This is a genomic window from Gemmatimonas groenlandica, from assembly GCF_013004105.1.
Lineage (GTDB): Bacteria > Gemmatimonadota > Gemmatimonadetes > Gemmatimonadales > Gemmatimonadaceae > Gemmatimonas > Gemmatimonas groenlandica.
In genome coordinates this window covers 4569935-4588445 of sequence record NZ_CP053085.1, presented here as the reverse complement: position 1 = coordinate 4588445, position 18511 = coordinate 4569935, and the positions used below count along the sequence as shown (strand labels likewise).

General features: G+C 65.7%; 11 protein-coding genes. 2 read left to right on the top strand and 9 right to left on the bottom strand.

Annotation, left to right across the window (positions count from 1 at the left end):
- Nucleotides 1-16 precede the first annotated feature (16 nt).
- From HKW67_RS19640 to HKW67_RS19620, 5 genes are all read right to left on the bottom strand, one after another.
- Nucleotides 17-1351 carry an APC family permease gene (locus HKW67_RS19640; RefSeq protein WP_171227005.1) on the bottom strand — a complete coding sequence of 445 codons (1335 nt, stop codon included), beginning with the start codon at nucleotides 1349-1351 and terminating at the stop codon, nucleotides 17-19.
- Nucleotides 1348-4101, bottom strand: coding sequence for a PAS domain S-box protein (locus tag HKW67_RS19635; RefSeq protein ID WP_171227004.1), 2754 nt, complete (start codon nucleotides 4099-4101; stop codon nucleotides 1348-1350). Before HKW67_RS19635 ends, HKW67_RS19640 begins: the two co-directional genes overlap by 4 nt.
- A gap of 14 nt (nucleotides 4102-4115) precedes the next feature.
- Nucleotides 4116-5453 carry a M20 family metallo-hydrolase gene (locus HKW67_RS19630; RefSeq protein WP_230981068.1) on the bottom strand — a complete coding sequence of 446 codons (1338 nt, stop codon included), beginning with the start codon at nucleotides 5451-5453 and terminating at the stop codon, nucleotides 4116-4118.
- Between the two features lie 3 nt (nucleotides 5454-5456).
- Nucleotides 5457-6791 (bottom strand): aminotransferase class V-fold PLP-dependent enzyme, encoded by a 1335-nt coding sequence (locus tag HKW67_RS19625; protein WP_171227003.1) that lies wholly within the window; start codon nucleotides 6789-6791, stop codon nucleotides 5457-5459.
- A 223-nt stretch (nucleotides 6792-7014) separates the two neighbouring features.
- Entirely contained in the window at nucleotides 7015-8832 is a 1818-nt protein-coding gene (locus HKW67_RS19620) for a multicopper oxidase domain-containing protein (RefSeq protein WP_171227002.1), read from the bottom strand.
- 375 nt (nucleotides 8833-9207) lie between these two features.
- On the opposite strand from HKW67_RS19620, the gene HKW67_RS19615 reads away from it, so the two are divergent.
- Together HKW67_RS19615 and HKW67_RS19610 are read left to right on the top strand one after the other, a co-directional pair.
- Nucleotides 9208-10185 carry a hypothetical protein gene (locus HKW67_RS19615; RefSeq protein ID WP_171227001.1) on the top strand — a complete coding sequence of 326 codons (978 nt, stop codon included), beginning with the start codon at nucleotides 9208-9210 and terminating at the stop codon, nucleotides 10183-10185.
- 242 nt (nucleotides 10186-10427) lie between these two features.
- Nucleotides 10428-11879: a pyridoxal phosphate-dependent decarboxylase family protein gene (locus HKW67_RS19610; protein ID WP_171227000.1), complete on the top strand. Its 1452-nt coding sequence runs from the start codon at nucleotides 10428-10430 to the stop codon at nucleotides 11877-11879.
- Between the two features lie 10 nt (nucleotides 11880-11889).
- Here the strand turns inward: HKW67_RS19610 and HKW67_RS19605 are convergent, their stop codons facing one another.
- The 4 genes from HKW67_RS19605 to HKW67_RS19590 are packed head-to-tail and all read right to left on the bottom strand — an operon-like array spanning nucleotide 11890 to nucleotide 18462.
- Nucleotides 11890-12591, bottom strand: a complete 702-nt coding sequence (locus HKW67_RS19605; RefSeq protein WP_171226999.1) for a DedA family protein — start codon at nucleotides 12589-12591, stop codon at nucleotides 11890-11892.
- A 36-nt stretch (nucleotides 12592-12627) separates the two neighbouring features.
- Entirely contained in the window at nucleotides 12628-15813 is a 3186-nt protein-coding gene (locus HKW67_RS19600; RefSeq protein ID WP_171226998.1) for an efflux RND transporter permease subunit, read from the bottom strand.
- Nucleotides 15814-15823: 10 nt separating this feature from the next.
- Entirely contained in the window at nucleotides 15824-16957 is a 1134-nt protein-coding gene (locus tag HKW67_RS19595; RefSeq protein ID WP_171226997.1) for an efflux RND transporter periplasmic adaptor subunit, read from the bottom strand.
- 5 nt (nucleotides 16958-16962) lie between these two features.
- A complete protein-coding gene (locus HKW67_RS19590) occupies nucleotides 16963-18462 on the bottom strand; it encodes a TolC family protein (protein WP_171226996.1) in 1500 nt (499 codons plus the stop codon).
- Nucleotides 18463-18511: the final 49 nt, after the last annotated feature.

Sequence of the window (18511 nt, the reverse complement as noted above, 5' to 3'; positions counted from 1 at the left end):
ACGGCCCGATGGCGAATTACACGGACCGCGCCGCCCGGGCCGCCTTGAACTGACGAGCACGCAGGACGCGCAAATACAGGCCGCCGGAGAAGAAGACCAGGGCGCTGAGCCCGAGCAGCTCTTCCCTCGACAGGTTCGTGAGCACCCAAACGCAGACGGCGGCCCCGAGAATCGGGACGAGCGGTCCACCGGGGATGACGAAGGGGGTGTCCGCCGTCTGCACGCCTCGCTGACGCAGGCGCAGCACGGCAAGGCAGACGGCCACGTCCACCAGCAGCACCGACGACGTACCGAGGATCGCCAGCGACCGGAAGGCCCCCAACACCGCCAGCGCGCAGGCGACCGACGCGAACACCAGAATGGCCACGTACGGCGTGTCGTAGCGCGGATGCACCTTGGCCAGCGGCGCCGGGAGCAGTCCATCCTTGGCGGCGGCATACAGGCAGCGCGGTGACACCAGCAAGTCGCCGTTCACGTTGGCAAAGATCGACAGCGACACCGCACCCAGCAGCATGGTGCGCCCCCACGGCCCCATCAGCTGCTCGGCCGCGGCGGCCAGCGGCGTGACGGTCTGCCGTGGCAGGTCGGCGCCCAGTACGCCCTCGGCCACCAGCTGCAGCCCGAAGTACAAGCCGACCACCGTCGCCACACCCATGAGCAGCCCCAGGGGTACGGTGCGGCTGGGATTGCGCAGTTCACCACTGGCCGACAGCGACGCTTCGCCGCCCACGAAGGCGAACATCAGCAACAGCACACCGCTGCCGAGTGTGGACGCGCTGGGCATGCTGGCGGGAATGATGTGCGACAGGTTGATGTGCGGAATGCCCACCACCAACAGCAGCAGCAACGGCAGCAGTTTGAGCACGGTGAGCGCGACGACCAGTCGCGCACCGGTTTTCACGCCCACGATATTCACGCCGGCCATGAAGGCGAACAGCGCGATGAGGGCAACGGCCCGCGGCACGGGCTGCACGAGGATCGGCGCGGCGGTGGCGAGGGCGCTGACCAGCACATCGGCCAACGCGGCGTCGGAGCAGGCGGCGAAACCGAACCACATCAGATTCGCTGCGATGAATCCCGCGAACGGACCGAACGCGGTTTCCACGTAGGCATACGCGCCACCACTGTCGTGCACGCGACTGCCCACTTCGGCGAAACACAAGAAGATCAGCATCACCAGCACGGCGCAGACGGCGTAACCGAGTGCGGTGGCACTTCCGAGGGTGGCGGCCACGAGACCGGGCACAGCGAAGATGCCGGCGCCGATCGTACCGTTGGCGAAGATGAGGGCGAGGGTGCCGGGCCCGAGGACGCGTCGCAGCGCGCCGCTTTCAGGGCTCGTGTCCGTCATGGTGCCGACACCGGCGGCTGGTCGGCGATGGCGCCCTCCACCGCGACCTGCAGGTCACGCGCGGTAAAGGGCTTCTGGACGAAGTGGACCGATGCGCCCATGACGCCTCGGTCGGCGATGATGTCAGCCGTATAGCCGGACATGAAGAGCACCCGAAGCTTTGGATAGCGCTGTCGCACGGCCGTGGCCAGATCGCTCCCATTCATCTCGGGCATGATGACGTCCGTGAGTAACAGGTCGATCGGCCCGGGGTGTGCCTCCGCCAAGGCAATGGCGTTCGACGGTCCAGCGGCCACCAGCACGTCGTAACCCAGACGACGCAGCATGGTGCTCGTGAGCTTCAGGATCGACGGCTCGTCCTCGACCACGAGAATCGTGCCGTGTCCGCGCGGTAGCTCGTTCTCCAACGGGCGCGTGAACGTGGGTCGTGCCTCCCCGTTATATCGCGGCAGGAAGATCTCGAACGTGGTGCCGCGATTGACGACGCTGTGAACCGTGATGAAGCCGCGGTTCTGCCGGACGGCACCATCCACCATCGACAGACCAAGCCCCGTTCCCTCACCCAGACGCTTCGTCGTGAAGAAGGGCTCGAACATGCGCTCGATGATGGCCGGTTCCATGCCGCGCCCGGTATCGCTCACAGCAAGACAGACAAAGTCACCGGGAATGGCCTCGGGATGTGCGCGACAGTACGCCGCATCGACGCGCATATTTCGCGTCGTGATGGTCATGGACCCGGAGCCGAGGCCTTCCGTCGCGATCGCGTCCCGCGCATTGACGCACAGGTTCGTCAGAATCTGATCGAGCTGCGACGGATCCATCCACACGGGCCACAGCGACGGCGATCCCTGCCAGTTGACGGAGATGTTCTCACCGATCAACCGTTGCAAGAGCGACAATGTCGCGGCGACTGTCGAATTCAGGTCGAGCGACTTCGGCTCGATGGGCTGCTTCCGGGCGAAGGCCAGCAATTGTCGTGTCAGGGCTGCGGAGCGCTGTGCCGCATTCTGGATCTCCTTGAGGTCGAGATGACACGGCTGATCCGGCGACACTTCCAGCAGCGCCATTTCGGTATGGCCCAGGATCACGCCGAGCATGTTGTTGAAATCGTGGGCGACGCCGCCGGCGAGTCGGCCGATCGACTCGAGCTTTTGCGCCTGTGCCAGCTGCGCCTGGAGCGCGGCTTGCTCGGCGACGGCCTGTCGTCGCACCGTGATGTCTCGCGTGATGCCGAGGATCTTGTCCACTCGTCCATCTGCATCAGGCAACGGCGCGGCGTGCGTTTCCAACCAGCGCCGCGTACCGTGCAAGCCAACGATCTCGAACTCGACCAAGCCCGGCACGCCGCCAATCGCCTGCTTGTGCAGGGCACCGAAGGCCGCTCGATGTTCGGGTACGATGAATTCCGCGAGCCCACGTCCACGCACGTCTTCCAGCGTGTCCGCTTCCAACATTGCGAGCCCGGCCCGATTCATCTCCAGCAACTCGCCACTTGCGGACACGACCTTCACGCACTCCGGCTCGGCCTCGATGATGGTGCGATAGCGCGCCTCACTCGCCCGCAGCGCAGACTCCGCCTGTAACCGCGAGGTGAGGTCCGTCACCAGTCCCATGAATCCTTCGATCTCGCCCGACGCCCCCCGGAGAGCCGTCACCGCGAGCGAGACATGAACGTGCGATCCATCCTTTCGGATAAACGTCCAGTCGTGGCGATTGGGCAATTGCCTCATGGCCTTCGCCACGAACACGTCGAAGCCGGGCGCAATCTCCTCGCCCAACTCCTGCGAGAATTCCCGGGCGCGCTCGACCACCTGCTCGGCGTCGTGAAACACCGCCGGCGTCCGACCAATCATTTCACTGGCAGAGTAGCCGAGCATCCGCTCTGCTGCCGGATTGAAGGTCAGAATGTTGCCGGCAAGATCGGTCGAGACAATCGCATCGCCGGCGTGGGTGACCAGCGCGTGTTGCCAACGCGCGGCGGCTTGGTGCGCGGCCTCCGCCTGCTTGCGGGCCGTGATGTCGACCATGAGCCCCCGAATCCATCGAGGCCGACTCGCTTCTACGACCACCGTGACGAGATCGGAAATCCAGCGTTGCTCGCCGCTTCGGCAGAGAAATCGATACTCAAACTCGTGGTCCTCGAGTCGGGCGGTCGCAGCCGCACAGTACGACACCGCGAACTCACGATCTTCCGGATGAACACGGCTGGCCCAAAAGCCGGGCTGGCACCACTCGTCGGACGTAAAGCCCGACAAGCGCTCGGCATTCTCGCTCACCGATGTGAACTGGAACGACGACGCGTCGGCTTCCCAGACGATGACTCCGGTCGAATCAAGGAGCCGACGGAACCGTCGGTCCGACTCGCGATCAGCAGCCTCCGCAGCCGTGCGCGATGTCGACGTCCGCCGCAGCACGAACTCGATGCGCCACGACAGCGTGTTGAGGTAACTTCGCGCGGCGTCCTTGATGATGACGTCGTCCACACCCGCGCGCAGCAACTCGGTCGCGGTGGCTTCCCGACCGGCTTCAACGAGAATGATGACCACCTGTTCGGCGAAACTCTCGGTGGCACTGCCGGTGAGATCGTCAGTGGCCAGCACGACGTCGAAGGACTCCTCGCCCAGCAGGGCCTGCGCTGCACCCATGGACGCAGCGACGGTCACGATCAGCGGTAGCTGCTGGTCCGAGACGAAGTCGGTCAGGGCCCGCGCGTCGTGGGGGTCACGTTCGATGTAGAGGACGCGGCGCACCGCGCCACGGGCTTTCACGGCGGACCGGCCGCTGGGCTGGCGTCGGCCGCGAGGACGGCGTTGAGCAGCACGTCGGCGCCGTTGGTGATGTCGGCCGCGCGCGAGAACTCCTTGGGCGAATGACTGATGCCACCCACACTCGGAATGAAGATCATGGCCATGGGGGCGATGTGCGCAATCTCCTGCGCGTCGTGACCGGCACCACTGGGCATGCGCTGCGACGACAGGCCGAGCGCCGTCGCGCTGGATTCGATCCAGTTCATGACCTGCGGGTCGGAGACGGCGGGCTTGCTGTCGGTGAGCCGCTTGAAGGCAAACGTGGTTTTGGTGGCCGCACCGATCTCGCGAGCGAGTCGCTCGAACACTTCGGTGAAGTGCTCGATCTTGGCTTGGTCGAGATCTCGAAGGTCGACCGTCATGACGACCTGACCGGGGATGACGTTGGTGGTGTTGGGCGACACCACCATGCGACCCACGGTGGCCACCTGTCGACCGGGTTCTGCCCGCACGGCGTCGTTCACGGCGACCGTGAACTTGGCGGCGGCGAGCATGGCGTCCTGTCGCTGATCCATCGGCGTGGCGCCGGCGTGATTGGCGAAGCCGGTGATGGTGACTTCGAACCAGCGCAGTCCCACGATGCCCTGCACCACGCCGATCTGCTTGCCGGCTTTTTCGAGCAGGCCACCCTGTTCGATGTGCAGTTCGATGTAACAGGCGATGTCGCCTTTCTTCTTCACCGACTCGGCAAGCCGCGATACGTCGCCACCAATGATACCGATGCCGTCGCGGATGGTCTTGCCGGAGCGCGCGACTTTCGCGAGCTCGACGTCGTTCATCTCGCCGATGGCGGTCTTGCTGCCGGTCGTCCCGCCTTCTTCGTTCTGCCAGATCACGACATCGAGCGGATGGCGCAGGCGTGTGCCCTTCTCACGCAACGTGCGCGCCACTTCGATGGCACCGAACGATCCCACGGGGCCGTCGAAGTTGCCACCATCGGTGACCGAATCGACATGCGAGCCGATGAGAATGGGTTTCAGCGCGCGATTGGTGCCTTCGAGTCGCGCGTAGATGTTGCCGGCGGTATCGATGCGCGGCGTAAAGCCGGCGTCGCGCAGTAGCTGCTGCGTGAAGGCGCGTCCGGCGAGATCGGCTTCGGAATACGCCACGCGATTGATGCCGGTGGGCGTGCGTCCGATGCTGTCGAACCTGGTGAGCCACTCGTTGAGGCGCGCGCCGTTCACGCGCAGGGGCGCGGCGGCGGGAACGTCGTGGAACGCGCTGGACAGGTACGGCATGACGAGCGGCATCGACGCCAGCGCACCGGCGTGTCCGAGAAAAGTACGACGCTTCACGAATCAGCCTCGGGCGGCGATGGTGCGAATGGCGACCGCCAGTTTGTCGGCGTCGGCGGGGGTGTTGTACAGCGTGGGCGTGACGCGCACACAGTCACCCTTGGCGAGTCCGGTGCGCTGAAAGGTGAAGATGCCGAATTCGTCGTGCAGTGTGGTGGCGAGCGCGCGGTTGGCCTCGCCGGTGCCACGGTTGTGCAAGCGGAAGCCGGTGATGGCTCCGGTGAGTGCGGCGTCTTCGGGTGTGAGAATGCTCACGCCTTTCACGTCGGCCACGGCGTGCACCCAGCGATCGCGCAGATAGCGCAGGCGGGCCGCCTTTTGCGGGATGCCGATGCTGAGCTGGAAGTCGATGGCATCGGGGATCGTCATCACGGTGGCGAAGTGCGTGGTGCCGGTGTGAATGCGGCTCTCGATGCGGTCGAGTGGTGCGCTTTCGTCGGCGTGGGCACGATCGATGGCGCTGAGGCGGTCTTCGCGGATGTAGAGCGCGCCGGCACCGACGGGCGCACCGATCCACTTGTGCAGATTGAGCCCCACGAAGTCGGCGCCCATGTCGGCCATGGTGAGCGGCACCTGTCCGAACGAGTGCGCCGCATCGACCATGACGTCTACTCCGCGCGCCTTGGCCAGCTTGGCGATATCACCAACCGGTAGCAGCAAGCCCGTTTTGTTGTTGCAGTGCGTGAGCAGCAGCAGCTTGGTGCGCGGATTGGCGTCGAGCGCTTTGGTGTACGCCGCAAGGATGTTGTCGTGCGACGCCGGCTCGGGGATGTCGAGGGTGACGACCTTGGACTGGCAGCGCGCGGCGAGCGCGTTCATGGCCCACTGCATCGCGTTGTAATCGAGGTCGGCGTACATAATTGTGTCGCCGGGCTGCAGGCGATTGTACTGCCCGATCAGGGCCTGCAGCGCCTCGGTCGCCCCGCGCGTGAAGGCGAGTTCGGTGGGCTTGGCCCCCACGAAGGTGGCAACGCGCTCGCGGGCGGTGCGCATCATGGCGGGAAACTCACGACGCGCGAAGTACGAGCTCTCGCTGTTGGCGCGATCGATGTAGCGGTGATACGCCTCGAGCACGGGCAGCGCCATCATGCCGAAGTAGCCCGCTTCCATGTTCGTGGTGCGCGGCGTGATGCGGTACTTGGCGGCGACCTGCGTCCAGTAGGCCTCGTCGCGCGCCACGTCGTACAACGCGCCGGGGTGCGGCGTGAGGGGGGCGCTGTGGCTGTTCGACGGCGGCGTGTGGGCGGCGGCTGCGGCGCTGCTTGGGGCGACGGCGGCGGCGGCACCGAGAATGGCCGCGCTCTTCACGAAATCCCGACGGGAGCGATCTGTAGGCATCCCTGACGGTACGGGCTCGGCGGCTTGGCCGCAATCAGCAGAGGTGGTGTGGCTCGTTGGTGCTGTTGAACCGATCACGCGGAGGCGCAGAGCGCGCAGAGACCGCAGAGGGGAGTGCTGGGGAAACTGCTAAGGGAACTGGTCGTGGGACGGCTCTGCGCTCTCTGCGCGCTCTGCGCCTCCGCGTGATCTGCCGCTCAAGCCCCACAGAGGACCTGCCTCGTCAGCGCACCACGAGCTCGCCCTTCCACACGGGTTTGGCTGGGTTGCCGAATGTGAGTCGGTAAACGCCCGGGCGGTCGGTCTGGAATTCGAAGTCCCACGTTTGGCCTGCCCAGCCGCGGAATTTCGCGGGGAGCAGTTCGCGCTGGGCGGCGGGCATTTCGTAACCGTCGCGGGCCACGGCGCGCCAGGTGACGGGGCCGGTGCTGTCGGAGAGCGTGAGCGTGTTGCCGTTTACGGCGCCGATGAAGACGAATCGCAGACGATGGGTGACGCCGCGCGCCAGCAGCTTCGGCGGCGGCGCCGAGTCACCGTTCACCAGCAACCGTGCCGGCTCATCGGGGCCATCCCATCCTACCACGAACAGGTGATCGCGCGCCGGGTTGTAGCGCTGTCCTGGCTCGAGCACCACGATGCCGCCGTAGAGTCCCGACGTGAGCTGCACGACGTCGTTGAGGTGCGTGTGATAGATGAACGTGCCGGCCCGTGGCAGTGTGAGTCGCGCCACGAACGAATCACCCGGTGCGATGGCGGGCGCGTGCTTGCCTGCGGCGCCACTCCAGCCGGCGACACCGTCGGAGAAGCTCTCGAGCTCGATGCCATGCCAGTGCACGGCGGTCGACTCCTTGAGATGGTTGATGACGGTGATGTCGGTGGGCTGTCCACGCGTGAGGATGAGTGGAGAGCCGGGTATGTTGACGGAATCGGCGGCGGGCGATGCTCCCTCTTGCAGCACGAAGCCGAGCGCCCGCTCCGACTTGCCGCGCCGCGCGCCTTCCTGCACGTGCAGCCGCATCGTTCGCGGCGCGACGCGGCGCGCGGCCACCGTGCGTACGCGATCGGTCACCGAAATACCCATCACCAGTCCGGCCATGTGTTTGGCCGCGTCGGCGGAGTGATGATCGTGGTCGCTCACGCCGGGCGTGTAGCGGGTGTCGGCGACGGCGTGAAAGGCGAGATGACAGTGAAAGAGCCAGTTCCCCGAGCGCGCCGCCACCCACTCCATATCCATCGTAGTGAAGGGGTCCATCAGCTCGGTCACAAGCATCGGCTGCTTGGCCTTCGCGATGTGCGTGGCGCGCGACGAATCCGCCTTCGCGAGCATCTTGAAGTAGAAGCCATGCAGATGCATGGGATGCACGCGAATGGTGCCGTTCACGATGCGCCAGCGTAGCGTGTCACCGGTCTGCGCGGTGATGCGTTCCGTGTATGGCCAGCCGCGTCCGTTGATGGCGAGCGCATTGCGATATTTCTCCGGCGAGCCGTCGCCCCACACGTTCATGACGAAGATGCGATCATCGGTCCGCGCGCCGATGGAATCGACGACAAACGCGCCATACGTCTGCTCGCGTTCACGCACGTCCCAGTTCACGACGCCCACCTGTGCGCCGTACACGTAGGTGCCAGGGGCGCCGGCCACGAAGCGACGCATGGTAGTTTCGCCGGGCTTGAGCGTGATGGTGTCGAAGCCGGGCTTGCGGTTGAGTCCCCGCCACGTCACCGCGGAATCGGTCAGCGCGTTGGTAATGCGCGCCATGATCACGGTACCGGCACGTACGCGGATCAACGGCGCCGGTACCTGCGGCGCGCGTCCGACTTCGCCGATCACCGGCCCTTCCACCACGTCGCCGCCCTCCCCCTCCGGATACCAGCGCGCCATCCGGATATCGAGGTCGACGAACATCGTGTCGGCCACTTTCCGCCCCGCCGCGCGTCGGTTGTCGTTGGCATCAGCTACCGGCGTTACCGCCCTGGTGCCGATTCCAAACCAAGTAGTGAGTGCGGCCACGAGCAGATACGACCACGGACGAGCGAACATTGCGTGATTCCAGAGCGGGTGAACCGGAACTGCTAACGCGGCAGATGATAGCGTCGGCTCTCGAAATCCGCGAGCAGCGTGATTCCACTGACATTCGCATAGCAACCATTCATCACCGATTGTGAGCAGCTCGACATGATCGGGCGTGTCACGAACATCGCAGAACAGATCACGCGGAGGCGCAGAGAGCGCAGAGGCCGCAGAGAGTAATGCAGGGGAAACAGCCAGGGGAATTACGCGTGACGGCTCTGCGCTCTCTGCGCACTCTGCGCCTCCGCGTGATCTGGCGCTGGCGAGGCCGTTCCGCCGAACCGCCTTACAGGAGAGATTCTCGGTATGCCATGTCCGAGCGGACCGAAGCGCCGTCGCTGGTCCATGCTCGCCCCGCTGCTCGCGGTCGCGGCCATGGCCTGCTCGGACAGCCCCACAGACACCACGCCGCCGGTCGTGCCGCCGCCGGTGGTGCCGATCACCTACGTGGCCGGGCAGTCGTACTTCGGACGCAACGGCTACGTGGAGTACATCGCCGGCAACACGCCGGTGATTCTCACGGCGCCGCACGGTGGTTCGCTCATCCCGTCGTCGATCCCCGACCGCACCGCCAGTACCTGCGGCGGCGCGGCCACGACGGTGACCGACGCCAACACGCAGGAGCTCGTGCGCACCATGCAGACGCGCTACGCCGCGCGCTTCGGGACGTATCCGCACGTCATCATCTCGCATCTCGCGCGACGGAAGCTCGACCCCAACCGCCTGCAACCGGAAGCCGGCTGCGGTAATGCCGAAGCCGCGACCGCGCTTGGCGAATGGCACAGCTACATCGACCTCGCCAAGAGCGCCGTGCTGAAGGCGCATGGCAAGGGGTGGTACATGGATATCCACGGCCATGGCCATGCCGTGCAGCGACTCGAACTCGGCTACCTGACCACCGGAACGCAGCTCGACGGCACCGACGCCTCACTCGATGCGTCGAGCGCCCTCGAGAACAGCGCCAGTATCCTCACGCTGTCGCAGGCGTCGCCGCTCTCGTTCTCCGCCCTGCTGCGCGGCCCCACCAGCCTCGGTTCACTCTACGCCGGTCTCGGATTCCCGGCCCTGCCCAGCAGCAGCGATCCGCGGCCGAACGGCGCCGAGTATTTCAACGGAGGCGACAACACCCGCCGGCACTCGTGCGGCAGCGAGGCCGGACCGCTCGGCGGCACCACCGGTGGACTGATCTGCGGCGTGCAGATCGAGGCCAACTTCGTAGGCGTGCGCGACAACGTGGCGAATCGCGAACGGTTCGCCGATGTGACGGCCCAGGTGCTGGAGCAGTACCTGCGGGTGCACTGGGGTTTACTGCTGGCGCCGTGATCGGGCTGGCTGGCGCTTCGGACGGCGCCGCATTGGCGACTGGCTCTTGCGGTTCATGCGAAGAACGCGAAGGGCCGCGAAGATGCGCGAAGAACAGCATTCAAAATTGTCTTTTGCTGTTCTTCGCGTGACTTCGCGCTCTCCGCGGCCTTCGCGTGAACCAGCGATCCCTCCGCCGGCACCCAAGCCATCCGACACGGACACGGACTCCACCGGAGCCCCCGTCGCGATAGCTTCCCCGCATGTCTTCCGACTCCACCTTCCTCGGCGATCTCCCTCCCGACGACTTCCGCGCCGCGGCCCATGCCGCCGTAGACTGGATCGCCGATTACCTCGAACACGCCACGCAGCTGCCGGTGAAAAGCCGTGTGCAGCCGGGCGCCATTCGCGCCGCGCTCCCGACCTCGGCGCCCACGAAAGGCGAGCCGCTCGAGGCCATGCTGCGCGATTTCCGCGACACCATCATGCCCGGCATCACGCACTGGAATCATCCCGGGTTCTTCGCGTACTTCGCAAACAGCGCGTCGTATCCTGGCATCCTGGGTGAGCTGCTGGCGGCCGGCATCAATGCCAACGGCATGCTGTGGGTGACGAGTCCCGCCGTGACCGAGCTGGAACAGGTGTCGCTCGACTGGTTGCGCCAGCTCATGGGACTCGGCGACGGATGGTTCGGACAGATCACCGACACCGCCAGCGTGAGCACCTTCTACGCACTGGCCGCGGCGCGTGAGCAGGCAGGGCTCGACGTGCGCATGCAGGGCATGGCCGGGCGCGCCGACATGCCGCGCCTGCGCGTGTACTGCAGCGAACACGCGCACTCGTCGATCGACAAAGCGGTGATCGCGCTCGGACTCGGCCACGAGAACCTCGTGAAGGTCCCCGCCGACGAGAACTTCCGGATGCGCCCCGATGCGCTCGAGTCGGCGATTCAGGCCGACATCGCGGCGGGCTTCCGTCCGATCGCTGTGGTGCCGTGTGTGGGAACGACCAGCATGACCAGCGTGGACCCCGTGCGGGCCGTGGTGCGCATCGCGCGCGCGCACGGCTGCTGGGTGCACGTCGACGCGGCGTATGGTGGTGTGACCGCGATCGTACCCGAGATGCGGCATCTCATGGACGGCACCGACGACGCCGACTCGTTCGTGGTGAACCCACACAAGTGGCTCTTCACGCCGATGGATTGTTCGGTGATGTACACGAAGCATCCGGAAGCGCTCAAGCGCGCGTTCGCGCTCTTGCCCGAGTACCTGATTACGAGCACGCAAGATGAGACGGTGAACCTGATGGACTACGGCATTCAGCTGGGTCGTCGGTTCCGGTCACTGAAGCTGTGGATGGTGATGCGCGCGTACGGCGCCGAGGGCATCGCTGAGCGTATTCGCTTTCACTGCGACTTGGCGCGCGACTTCGCCGGCATGGTGCATTTCGAAAGCGGCGGCTGGGAACTCACGGCCCCGGTCACGATGTCGCTGGTGTGTTTCCGCTACGCACCGAGCGGCCTGAGCGAAGCCGACATCGCGCGGGCGAACGCCGCGATCATGGAGCGCGTGAACGCCGATGGCCGGGCGTATCTGTCGCACACGAAGCTGAACGGGAAGTACACGCTGCGACTGGCCATCGGAAATATCCGGACCGATCGCAGTCACGTGGAGACCGCGTGGGCCGAGCTGCGCTCGGCGGCAGCGGCGATCTAGGAGTTCCGCTCTACGGGTTCTTGCGACGCGCGGCTTTGCGTTCGCGGCGAACGTGCTGCCAGCGCACAAAGCCCAGGACGGCGCCGAAGACCACGACGGCGCCGACGATCTCGCCAGCCCGATCGAGATGGCCGAGGGTCTGGACGGCCGCCTCGCCGGCGGCGTAGCCGATGAGGGTGAAGGCGGCGCTCCAGAGTGCGGAGCCGATCAGCGACAGAGGCAGATAGAGGTACAGCGGCACGTTGGCCGCGCCGCAGGCCATCGGCAGCACGATCCGCAGCCCGAAGGCGAAGCGGACCAGCAGCGAGGCCTTGAGCTGGTTCCGCCGGACCACGCGCAGCGCCACGGTGCCGGTAGCGCGTACCCGCGGGAATCGACGGCGGATGAACTCCCACTTCCAGCGGCCGAGCACGTACAGCAAGGTGGTGGCCACCCAACCGCCGAGTGTGATCGAGAGGATCACCCGCGCGATCTGCAGTTCGCCTTCGTGGGCGGCAATACCGCCGAAAATGGGCGACAGCTCCTCGGTCACGATGGCCGACCCGCCCAGAATCACATACGTCCAGAAGCTGTCGGTGACCGACTCCAGCCACTTCGTCACGTCGAGCGCGGCCACCACAACGCCAAAACCGGAGGCGCTGGACAGCACAACGCTCGCCACCGGCAGCAGGAGCGCGGGGGCGAGCGTAGTCGCGAGCAGGATCGAAGACATCGGCGGGAGCATACCCCGCCAATGTAATCGACTACATCAGTCGCCGGCCTCAGGAACCGGCAAATCGAGGATGCGGAATTGCCCCGTGTGCGGCGGCGTGAGTCCGACCCGACGGGAGACCCACGTGCGCATGTTGTCGAAGATCTCGTAGAAGGTCGGGATCACGAGCAGCGTGAGCACGGTGCTGGTAATCACGCCACCGATGACGGCGACGCCAAGCGGGGCACGGAACTGCGCGCCTTCGCCGCGACCCAAGGCCACCGGGATCATACCGGCGATCAGGGCGAACGTCGTCATCAGGATCGGGCGCAAGCGAATGGCGCCAGCCTCGATGAGCGCCTCACGCAGCGGCATGCCGTTCTTCTCGCGGGCCCACTTGGCGAAGTCGATGAGCAGAATCGCGTTCTTGGCAACGATGCCGCAGAGCAGGATCACGCCGATGAGGCTCATGATGTTGATCGTGTTCCCCGTGATCGCCAGACCACCCATGACGCCGATCAATGACAGCGGCAGCGAGATCAGGATCGCGATGGGATCGAGGAACGAGCCGAACTGCACCACAAGGATGAGATACATCAGCGCCACCGCGACGCCCAGCGCGATGAACACGTTCGTGAACACCTCGCCCTGCTGCTGGACCTGTCCGCCCTGCGAAATCGTCACACCCGGCGGAATGGTCACGTTGGCCGTCTTGGCGTTCAGGTCGTTCATCACTTCGGTGAGCGAGCGACCGGCGATGTTGCCTTCCACCTTGATCACGTTGTTGCGATCGAGGTGATTGACGATGGCCGGCCCGAGCTGGCTCGAAATGCGGGCAACCTGTTGCAGCGGAATCAGCGTCGATCCATTGCCCTGTCCGACAGCCACCGGCAGCTGCGCCAGGTCGCTACCACGCGACCGTGATTCGGGCGACAGCCGCACCATCACCTTGCGCGTCTGGTTGGACGGATCGACCCAATCGCCGGCGTCGAGGCCCGCAAAGGCCGGACGAATCGCCTGCGCGACCTGTCCAACCGTGAGGCCCAGCGACCCGGCTAATCCACGATCCACCTGCACCGTGAGTTCGGGCTTCTGGCCCTTGGTGCTGAGCGCCGCGTCGACGGCACCAGGCGTCGACTTCATCGCGGCGAGATACTGGTCGGCCACCACCTGCAGCGCCGCCTTGTCGTTGCCGCGGAGCTCGATCGAAATCTGCTTCTGCTGTCCGGCGAAGTCGTTTGTGAACACCGACACGTCGGCACCACCGATGCTCTTCACATCTTCGCGGAGCGCGGCGGCAAGCTCTTCGGCGCCGAGCTTGCCGTTGGCCAGACGATCACCCTTGGTGCGCAGTTTGATGTACACACTCGCCTTGTCGACGGCGCCGCTGGCGCCACCGGCCGTCACGAAGGTGTAGCGCACTTCCTTGGTCATGTCGAGCGAGTCTTTGATCTTGTACTTGTCGACCTGGGCCAGCGTTTCACCGACCTTCTGCCGCAAATAATCCAAGTTGGCCCCCGGCGGCGTCTCGACCGTCATCAGCACTTCGGCGTTGTCTTCCAGTGGGAAGAAGCCACCGCCCACGATGCCGGTTGCGGGCATCGCAATGGCGATGGCAAACGACGACACGGCCAACAGCACCATCGACTTGGGGTGATCCAACGCCCAGCCGATCAAGCGGCGATAGCCGTTGGCCAGTCCGTTGAACCAGTGGTTGAACTTGTCGAGCTTCTTCGTGATCCATGCCTTCTGGTGCTCTTCCTGGTGCGGGTCCGGCCAGTAGGCGGAGAGCATCGGGTCGAGCGAGAAGGACACGAACAACGACACGAGCACGGAACAGGCGATGGTGAGCGCGAACGGCTTGAACCACTGTCCCGATTCACCCTGCAGGAAGGCGATCGGAATGAACACGGCGATAATCGAGAACGTCGTGGCCGCCACGGCGAGGCCGATTTCATCCGTCCCTTCGCGCGCCGCGGTGTAATGGTCTTTCCCCATTTCCACGTGTCGCACGATGTTTTCTCGCACCACGATCGCATCGTCGATCAGAATACCGATCGCCAGCGAGAGACCCAGCAACGACATGGTATTCAGCGTGAATCCGAAGACCCACACCGCGATGAAGCTGGCGAGCACCGACACCGGCAGGGCGAGGCCCGTGATCACGGTGGAGCGCCACGAATTGAGGAACAGGAACACGACGAGCACCGTGAGCACGGCGCCTTCAACCAGCGCGTCGCGCACGTTGCGCACGGAATTCTCGACCCGCTCGCCCTTGTTCTTCACCACGTCGAGCTGGGCGCCCTGCGGAGTAAGCGTGGGGCGCAGCAACTCGACCTTCTTGAACACGGCCGCCGCAACCGCGGTCGTGGAATAGCCGTTCGCCTTCTTGATCTCGATGCCCACGGCGTCGCGGCCGTCGAACAAGGCCAGCGTCCGCTGTTCTTCGATGCCATCGACTGCGGTCGCTACGTCGCCCAGGCGCACCACTCGACCAGCGCGCTCCGACACGACCAACTGCATGAAATCGTCCGGACTATCCAGACGTCCCTGCAACCGGATCGTGCGTTCGTCGAGGGAGCTGGTGACGCGACCCACGGGGACGGCGAGATTGCCGACCTGCAGCGCAGACACGACCTGCGGGACACTCACCCCCGCCGCCTGCAAGCGCTGCGGATCGAGGTTGACCGTGAGTTCGCGCTTGACCTCACCGGTGATCGCTACGTCGGCGACACCGGGAATCGAGCGCAACTCGCGCGTGATGCCCGGATCGGCCAGCTGCGAGAGCTGCGCCGGTGTGAGCGTGGTCGAGAAAAGCGACAGTGTCACGATCGGCGCGTCGGTCGGGCTGAACTTCCGCAGGATCGGCTCTTCCATTTCCTGCGGCAGATCCTGGCGCTTGGTGCTGATCGCGTCGCGGATGTCCTGCGTCGCTTCCGAGAGATCCTTCGAGAAGAGGAACTGTGTCGTGATCTGGGCGAATCCATCACGCGCTTCGCCGTTGATCGATTTGACACCCGCGATGCTCTGAATGGCCTCTTCGATCGGCTCGAGCACTTCCCGCTCCACCTGCTCCGGCGATGCGCCCGGATACACGATCGTCGTGAGCACGATCGGTGGTTGCACCTCGGGGAATTCGTCGGTCTGCAGCTGCGTGAGCGCCACAGCGCCGAAGCCCACCAAGGTGAGCATCGCAACCACCGTGATCAGCGGCTTCTTGATCGCGAAATCTGAAATGAACATGCGAAATGCCTCAGTTGTTCTTCACAGGTGACGCCGCACGCGGCGTGGCATCCTTCGGCGACGAAACCACCACGGACGACCCGACCGAAATGCCGCGGGCGGCACCGAGGAGCACGGTGTCCCCACCGGCCAGCCCCGTGCGCACTTCGATCTTTTCCGCGCTCTCGTCACGAAGTCCCAACTGGACCTGCACCTTCTCGACCTTGCCGTTCTTGAGGCGCATCACCATCGGCGAGATACCCGTCTGATCGACGGCGGCTTCGGGCACTAGCACACCCACCCGCTTCTCCGCCGCGACGCGCCCCTCGACAAAGAGCCCGGACACCAGCTCGTTGCGGTCGTTGGGCACGCTGGCAAAGATCTTCACCTGCTTAGTCTGCGCATCGACCATCGGGCTCACGCGGGTGATGCGTCCCTCGAGGACGCGATCCGAGCCATTGACGGTGAACGAGACGGTCGCCCCAACCCGCACGGTGCCCAACGCCGCCGTCGGCACCGACGCTTCCAGCTTCAGACTGCGTGGATCGATCACGGTGAACAGTGCGGCCCCCGGCGACACCACGTCGCCCGGGCTGACGGCGCGCTCGGCGACGACACCCGCGAACGGTGCCCGAATGGTCGCGTTGCGCAGGTTCTTGTCGGCCGAGGCAAGGCGCGACTTCGCGTCGGCCAGTTGCGCCTGCGCGCCAAGATTGGCGTTGGTCGCACCTTCGACGTCGCGCTCGGCGATCGCACCGGCCGCGACCAGCGTCTTCGCCCGCTGCAGTTCACGGGCGGCCTGTTCGGCGCCAACGGTGGCCTGTGCGACCGCGGAGCGGGCCGACAGCGCCGCATCGCGCACGTTGGCGTCATCGATGCGGGCGAGCACGGTGCCGGAGCTCACGCGCTCGCCTGGCTCGACGAAGATCTGCAGCACGGCGCCGGAGAGCTCGGCGCGAATGCGTGCTTCACGATCAGCCACCAGCGAACCCGACACCGCCGGACCGCTTCGCAGCGTGTCGGTATTGGCCACGGCGATGTTTTCCGGTCCGATGTTCTGGGCGACCGGCGCCGCGTTGGCGGCCGACGCTTCCTTGTCTTTACTGCAGGCAGTCCCCACCAGCGCTGTCGCGAGGAGAGCCAGGGACGCGGTTCGGCGAGTCATGATATTCATCGAGTGGGGCCGGTGGACGGGGTGGAACCCTGCGACAGGGGGAGATAGGGGAGCAATTCGAGACGCTTGCGCGCGACCTGCAGATTGCGCGCGGCTTGCGCGCGGTTGGCGAGGGCCTGCTGCAACTGATTGCGCGTCTCGGAGAGTTCGAGCTGCGTGGAAATGCCTTCGCGGAAACGCACTTCCGCGATGTCGTACGCGCGTTGCGCCTGTTCGGCCGTACCGACGCTGGCCTGCCACGCGGCCTCATATTCGGTCAGCTGCGCCACGGCCTGACGCGCGTCGAGCGAGGCACCTTCCTGCGCGAGTCGTAGTCGCTGGCGCGCTTCGATCACGGTGGCTTCCGCCGCCTGCACTTCACCACGCACTCGGCCGCCGGTGAAGAACGGATACGACAAGCCGATTCCCACGGTCCAGTTCGGGAAGAAGTCGCCGAGGCTCTTGGGCAGAATGCCGACGGGATAGGCAAGCCGCTGATAGTTGGTGGTGGCCGAGATTGACGGCAGCCGCTGCGCCTTGGTGGCCTTCAGTTGCTGCTGCGCGACTTCGACGCCCTTGATCGCCTGCTTCACCGGCGCGCGCGTGCTGATGCCCGTATCGCTGCCGGCGAGGGTGCGCGCGACGGCAGCCTGCACCTGCGGATCGATGGTGAGCACCTCGGTCACGCTGACGTTCACTGTCGTGATCGGCGGCTGCGCGGCGACGGGCGCCGACAGCGGCGACTCGGCGATGCTGTCGGTGAGCGCGAGCGGTTGATCGGGCGGTAGATTGAGCAACTGACGCAAGCGCACGTAGGCGAGATCGCGATTGGTGCGCGACTGTAGCCAGCCGGGCCGCTGGTTGTCGCGGGTCACGCGCGCCCGAATGAGTTCGAACTCCGACGCCGAACCCACGTTGCGGGTGAGCTGCACCTGGCGCAGCGTGCGCTCCGACTGCACGAGCGACGATTCCGAGATCGCAACGAGACGATCGGTCAGCAGCGCGTCGTAGTAGGATTGCGTCACATCGAGCTGCACCTGCGCCTGCGCGCTGGTGATCCCGATCTCGGCGGATTCGCGGGTGGCCTTCGCGGCGCGGATGTTCGCGGTGGCGCGGCCACCGGTGAACAGCGGCTGCGAGGCCGAGAGCCCGACGTTGAAGTTGTATTGCGAGGCGAAGATCCGCGTGATCGGATTGTCGGCGGCCGACGTCGTATCGCTACCGCCGCCGGTCGATCCGCTATTCGAACTCCTCGAAATCGCGGCGAACTGATTCTGCAGCTGCTTCTGCCAGTTCATGGTGGTGGAGAGCTGCGGCAACAGCGCCGATCGGGCCTGGCCAAGCTGACCTTGCGCGCGCAGCGAGCCGGCACGCGCGATCGCGATCTGTTCGCTCTCACCGGTGGCCAGCTTGAGCGCCTCGGCCAGCGACAGCGGGCGCGGTGCGCCACCGACCGCGGGCTGCGCGACGGCGCCGCGTGGCGTCAGCGCCATCGTCAGCGTAGCAGACGCGGCCATGATCCGGACCGCGGGGAGTCTGAGTATGCGGCGCCATGCGCGCGCACCA

Coding starts and splice junctions, on each gene's coding strand:
- HKW67_RS19600 (WP_171226998.1), bottom strand. CDS start 15,813: ATGTTCATTTCAGATTTCGCGATCAAGAAGCCGCTGATCACGGTGGTT.
- HKW67_RS19610 (WP_171227000.1), top strand. CDS start 10,428: ATGTCTTCCGACTCCACCTTCCTCGGCGATCTCCCTCCCGACGACTTC.
- HKW67_RS19595 (WP_171226997.1), bottom strand. CDS start 16,957: ATGACTCGCCGAACCGCGTCCCTGGCTCTCCTCGCGACAGCGCTGGTG.
- HKW67_RS19615 (WP_171227001.1), top strand. CDS start 9,208: ATGCTCGCCCCGCTGCTCGCGGTCGCGGCCATGGCCTGCTCGGACAGC.
- HKW67_RS19605 (WP_171226999.1), bottom strand. CDS start 12,591: ATGTCTTCGATCCTGCTCGCGACTACGCTCGCCCCCGCGCTCCTGCTG.
- HKW67_RS19640 (WP_171227005.1), bottom strand. CDS start 1,351: ATGACGGACACGAGCCCTGAAAGCGGCGCGCTGCGACGCGTCCTCGGG.
- HKW67_RS19590 (WP_171226996.1), bottom strand. CDS start 18,462: ATGGCCGCGTCTGCTACGCTGACGATGGCGCTGACGCCACGCGGCGCC.
- HKW67_RS19620 (WP_171227002.1), bottom strand. CDS start 8,832: ATGTTCGCTCGTCCGTGGTCGTATCTGCTCGTGGCCGCACTCACTACT.
- HKW67_RS19625 (WP_171227003.1), bottom strand. CDS start 6,791: ATGCCTACAGATCGCTCCCGTCGGGATTTCGTGAAGAGCGCGGCCATT.